The organism is Methylobacterium nonmethylotrophicum (assembly GCF_004745635.1).
Taxonomy (GTDB): Bacteria; Pseudomonadota; Alphaproteobacteria; order Rhizobiales; family Beijerinckiaceae; genus Methylobacterium; species Methylobacterium nonmethylotrophicum.
The window spans coordinates 1-4,412 of record NZ_SRLB01000077.1 but is presented as its reverse complement, the minus strand read 5'-3'; the positions used below and the strand labels follow the sequence as shown (position 1 = coordinate 4,412).

At 65.0% G+C, this 4,412-nt stretch carries 5 protein-coding genes; 1 reads left to right on the top strand and 4 read right to left on the bottom strand.

Features of this window, described 5'->3' with window-relative positions; translation table 11 throughout:
• A partial coding sequence (locus tag EU555_RS35690; protein ID WP_245524658.1) for a type IV secretory system conjugative DNA transfer family protein occupies nt 1-460 on the top strand: 460 nt, incomplete at its 5' end.
• Between the two features lie 662 nt (nt 461-1,122).
• Here the strand turns inward: EU555_RS35690 and EU555_RS35685 are convergent.
• The 4 genes from EU555_RS35685 to EU555_RS35670 form a co-directional block, all read right to left on the bottom strand.
• Nucleotides 1,123-2,253: a replication initiator protein A gene (locus tag EU555_RS35685; protein WP_135420105.1), complete on the bottom strand. Its 1,131-nt coding sequence runs from the start codon at nt 2,251-2,253 to the stop codon at nt 1,123-1,125.
• 46 nt (nt 2,254-2,299) lie between these two features.
• Nucleotides 2,300-2,659: a ribbon-helix-helix domain-containing protein gene (locus tag EU555_RS35680; protein ID WP_135420103.1), complete on the bottom strand. Its 360-nt coding sequence runs from the start codon at nt 2,657-2,659 to the stop codon at nt 2,300-2,302.
• Nucleotides 2,628-3,299: a ParA family protein gene (locus EU555_RS35675; RefSeq protein ID WP_135420101.1), complete on the bottom strand. Its 672-nt coding sequence runs from the start codon at nt 3,297-3,299 to the stop codon at nt 2,628-2,630. The genes EU555_RS35680 and EU555_RS35675 overlap by 32 nt, the downstream gene beginning before the upstream one ends.
• A gap of 305 nt (nt 3,300-3,604) precedes the next feature.
• Complete coding sequence (locus EU555_RS35670; RefSeq protein WP_342636513.1) at nt 3,605-4,351, bottom strand: ArdC family protein; 747 nt, start codon at nt 4,349-4,351, stop codon at nt 3,605-3,607.
• Between the last annotated feature and the right edge of the window lie 61 nt (nt 4,352-4,412).

Sequence of the window (4,412 nt, the reverse complement as noted above, 5' to 3'; positions counted from 1 at the left end):
TCTCCAGTCTCACCGATCGTGCGCCGGAAAACGCCCTCGATTGCGCCTCCGCCACAGTTCGATTGCGCGCCGCTACACCTACGGTCAGCGCGCTGGCACCTTCCTGTCGAACGCCGGCGTGCTCCAGGTCTTCGGCGTCAACGACCACGACAGCGCCCGCCTGGTCTCCGACCTTCTCGGACAGGAGACGGTGGTGTTCCAAACCCTGAGTCGGGCGCTCGACGCGGAAGCCTCGGGGATCACGCTCGGCGAGCAGCATGTCGGCCGGCCCCTGCTAACCTCCGACGAGGTCCGGAACATGCCACAGGACGGCGAGCTGCTGTTCCTGGCCGGGCAGCGGCCCGTGCTGGCCCGCAAGCTGCGATACTACGCCGATCGTGAGTTCACCGGCTTGTTCGATCCGCCGGACGTGTCCGTTCCTACGTCGAATTTCGCGCCTCACCGGGCTCTCACCCGGTAGCGTTCTGGATCACCCGAATCTAGAACCCCGCCGTTTTCAGACCTGACGCTGCCGGCTCCGCCTGGCTCCCTTCGGAGAGCCAATTGCGACGGTTCTGTTTGCTCTACGATTCCAGAAAAGGCTCCATGTAAGAATCTGTCGGCTTATGGCCGACGCCGATAACGGGGATGCCGGGTGGGAGGGCGCGAAGCGCCCGGGGCGGAGCCGCAAAGCGGCGGAGCGAGCCGGCGGGGGCGAAGCCCCCAAGAGGCGGAGCGGTTAGAGAGTTAAATGAGATTCGTTAGAGAGTTAGCCTGTGGATACCACCGTAGCTTGTCTTCTGATTTCAATAGTTTAGCCGAGATGGCTCGTTCCTGATGTGCCGCCAGGTCGTTCCTGATGTGCCGAATCCGGCGTTCCTGATGTGCCGTCGAACCGTTCCTGATGTGCCGCCTTCGGGGCTCGATAGAACTCCTCTTAGTCGTTCCTGATGTACCGACGTTTCCGACAAATACCCGTTCCTGATGTGCCGAAACCTTCCTAACCTACGAATCAATTGGCCTCGGGCCGTGAGACCTGTACGTAATTGTCAAGGCTTTTATCCTCCCTCCCGGCAGCGGAGTCAGAACGTCGGCACATCAGGAACAGCCTGACCGGTCCTGGAGGGCGTCCCTCAGCAGGGATCAGCGCAGCTCGTGCCTGTGGCGAGCGTGATGCTGCTTCACGAAGCCGTAGAACGCCTTCTGGTAGTCGCGCGGGGCACGGTCGGTCGCGCCGGCGATCCAGGTATCGAATTCCGCCTTGAGGGCGTGGACGTCCCAACCCGGAAAGTCGCGTCGAACCTTTTCCAGGGTCTCGTCGGCGAGATAGGTGAAGCTGAGGCCGAGCGTGGGTTGATCGTCGGCAGGGGGGGCCTTTTTCGGGCGGACCTTACGGGGCGCACGGATCGGGAGAGCGCCGACGTTCACCTCCCGGCTCTCGTCCCGTATCCGGCGCATGACGAGCGATGGTTCGGTCTCTCCATCGATCTCGAGCGCCAGGTCGTAGCCGGGCAGCTCGTTACGGCGCACGAGGGCGGTGATCTCGAACTTGAACCGCCGATAGGTGCCTTCCGCGCCCGACTTGTCGAACAGGGTGGGAAGCGAGATGGTGAACCCACCCTCCCCGTTTCCGCCCGCGTGCTTCCGGGCGACGCGGTAGAGCCACCGCTCGCGTCCACCTGTCAGCGCGAAATAGGCCGGGTCGATCGCGAGCACGCCGCCATCCATGATGACGCCCTCGTAGAACCAGTCCGAGAGCGTGATGCTCATGCCGCGGCTTTGGTTCGTCTCCTCATCGATGAGGTCCGACCAGGACTCGATCCAGGCGAACTGGCGCTGCTTGCGGCGGGTCTTCTCGGCCCGGATGTTGGTGACGATCGACGTGGATTGGAGCCGCGCCAAGCCTTCGCGAAGGAGGGTGTATTGGCGGCCACCCGTATCGCGGCAAATGGTTTTCAGGAGGTCGAAGGGCTGAAAGTGAAGCGTGCGCGGCAGGTCATTGACCCCGTTGCGCTTGAGGGTGGTCAGCGTCGAGGCGGCCCAGATCAGGATATCGGCATCCCAGATGGTGGCCATGCCCCATTCGGCATTCGGATAGACGTTGACGAAGATCTGGCCATCGGGGCTCCGATACTCGATCGGCTTCAATCGCTTCTTCTTGGACAGACTGAAGAACGGGCGCTCCATAGCCTCGCGTTGATCGCGCAGGGGCATCCCCGAGACGAACGGAACGAACAGGTCGAATTGCCGGTCGATGTATTGGCGCTGGCTCATCGGTATACACTCATACGAGTAAAATTAGTTACACGTATAGCGCTAGCTATGCGGACGAGCGCAGCAGGTCGCCGATGCGCGCCCTCCCCTTCTTGGCGAACAGGAGGTCCAGCGCCTCTTCGAGGAGCGCCTGCACGGTCGTGTCGTCCTCGACGGCGAGAAGCTTGAGCTGTTTGGCCACCTTCGGATCGAAGTGGCCAGCGATCAGCTTCTTGTCCTCCCGAGAGGGCCGGAAGAAGCGCTCGCCCACCTCGGCCGAGCGGGGCGCGGCGCGAGGCGCCACAGGTCGCGCCCGCGCGGTGGTCGCCTGAGGCTTTGCCGTCGCGATCGGGACCGGAGCAGCCGGCGGCGTCTCGGGGACGGCCTTGGCCTTATCAAGAACCGCTTGCAGCGCGTTTTTGGGCATGGGGGGCTCCGTCATGATCCGACTTGTATAGGTGCATACACACATACTTGTAAAGTTCGGCGACCTCTTGCGCCGCCTTACCGCCCTGGTCGACCTCCTGCGCCGCAAGGCCGGTCTGCTGGGCGCGCGAGTAGGCGATCCGATTGCCGATGCGGACAGGACAGACCTCGGCCCCGAGCTGCTGGATGGTGCCGATCGTGTCCTCCAGCTCCCGCCCCATCGGGGGGCAGAAGGTCAGCACGGCGGCGAACGGCGTGCCGTAGTGCTTCACCAGGTCGAGGGTCCGCGTCATCGCCATGACGTCGAGCACGGCCGGCCGGGACGGGACGAGCACGAAATCGGCGTGTTGGGTGGCCTCGAACGCGATGTCTTTCGCGAACGGTGGGGTGTCGATGATGGCGAGATCGCAGCCCGCCTCGCGAACGGCGCCGAGCACGTGACCGAGGCGTGCGGCCGGAACGGCCGTGATCGCGAGGGACGAGTCCTGACGGGTGTCCATCCAGAACGAGGCGCTGGCCTGGGGGTCGAGGTCGAACAGCACGGTCCTCTTGCCGTCGCGGCTCCCTTCGACGGCGAGAGCCGTAGCGAGCGTGGTCTTTCCGACGCCGCCCTTCTGCGAGATGATCGAGAGAACCTTCATCGCCGCGTCCTCGTCCCTACAGGTATACACATATAGCCTGATACGTGTGACATAGCATAGAGGTTTTAAGGTGTGGCTCTATACACCTCGTTAACGCTGACACGGTCATGACGGCCGGTGGCCGAGTCGTTTGACGCACAGGCTGGGGACGACGCTACGGCCCCTTGGATGGGAGCGCGTCGCCCTCAGCCTGCTCCGCGCGCGAGCGCGCTCCGCCCCTGCGGGGTGGACAAACGCCGTCGTAGGCGGCGGCCGCGGCGCGAATGCGCCGCGGCCGCCGAATTGGAGGCGTCCGGTGAGGCCGCCTAAGCGGCGGCCTCGAAGGCGGGAGCGGTCCGGATAGCACGGTGGTCCGACTCGGGCTCCTGGTCGGCGGCCTCGGCCGCCTGCAAGCCATGCAGGAATTTCACAGCGCGCTCGGCGTGAGCGGCGGCCGAGAAGATCGCCCGCTTGTCGCCTTTCAGCACCTCGATCCACGACGCGATGTAGCTTGCATGGTCCTCGCGCGGTTCCAGGGCGAGGCCGAGGTCCGCGGCCAGGAACGCCGCTCCAAGTTCGGCCACCAACTCCTCGCGGGCATAACCCTCATCGCCCCAGCGCTGGCGGCCGAAGCTGCGGTCTAGACGGGAGGGGTGGCGCGTCCAGTGAACCGTCTCATGACCGAGAGTGGCATAGTAGCTCTCGGCGTCGCGGAAGGCCGCGAGCGGCGGCATCGCGATCGCGTCCGTGCTGACGCTGTAGGAGGCCTGGACGCCGGCGTGCCGGATGGCGGCACCCGTAGCGGCGAAAAAGGCCTCCGCGTGCGCGATCGGCGCCGGGCCGGGAAGGGCAGGGGAGGGCGCCTCTGCCGGCGGGATGGCGAAGGCCTCCGGCAGGCCGTCGATCTGGCCGACGTTGAACACGGTGTAGGTCTTGAGGAAGCGGACGCCGCGCTCACTCTCTTCGCCTGTGCTCTCGTCCTGCTGGCGCTTCGTGGTTTCGCCCATGTAGACGACCTGGGACCCGCGCTCGCCCTTGCGCACCTGGCCGCCGAGTTGGACCCTGGGTAGCAGCGGAGCAGAGAGTCAGTTTCAGCCGTCGTCGTGAAGGGCGGGATCGCGCAGCGGCCGGAGT

Coding starts and splice junctions, on each gene's coding strand:
- EU555_RS35685 (WP_135420105.1), bottom strand. CDS start 2,253: ATGAGCCAGCGCCAATACATCGACCGGCAATTCGACCTGTTCGTTCCG.
- EU555_RS35680 (WP_135420103.1), bottom strand. CDS start 2,659: ATGCCCAAAAACGCGCTGCAAGCGGTTCTTGATAAGGCCAAGGCCGTC.
- EU555_RS35675 (WP_135420101.1), bottom strand. CDS start 3,299: ATGAAGGTTCTCTCGATCATCTCGCAGAAGGGCGGCGTCGGAAAGACC.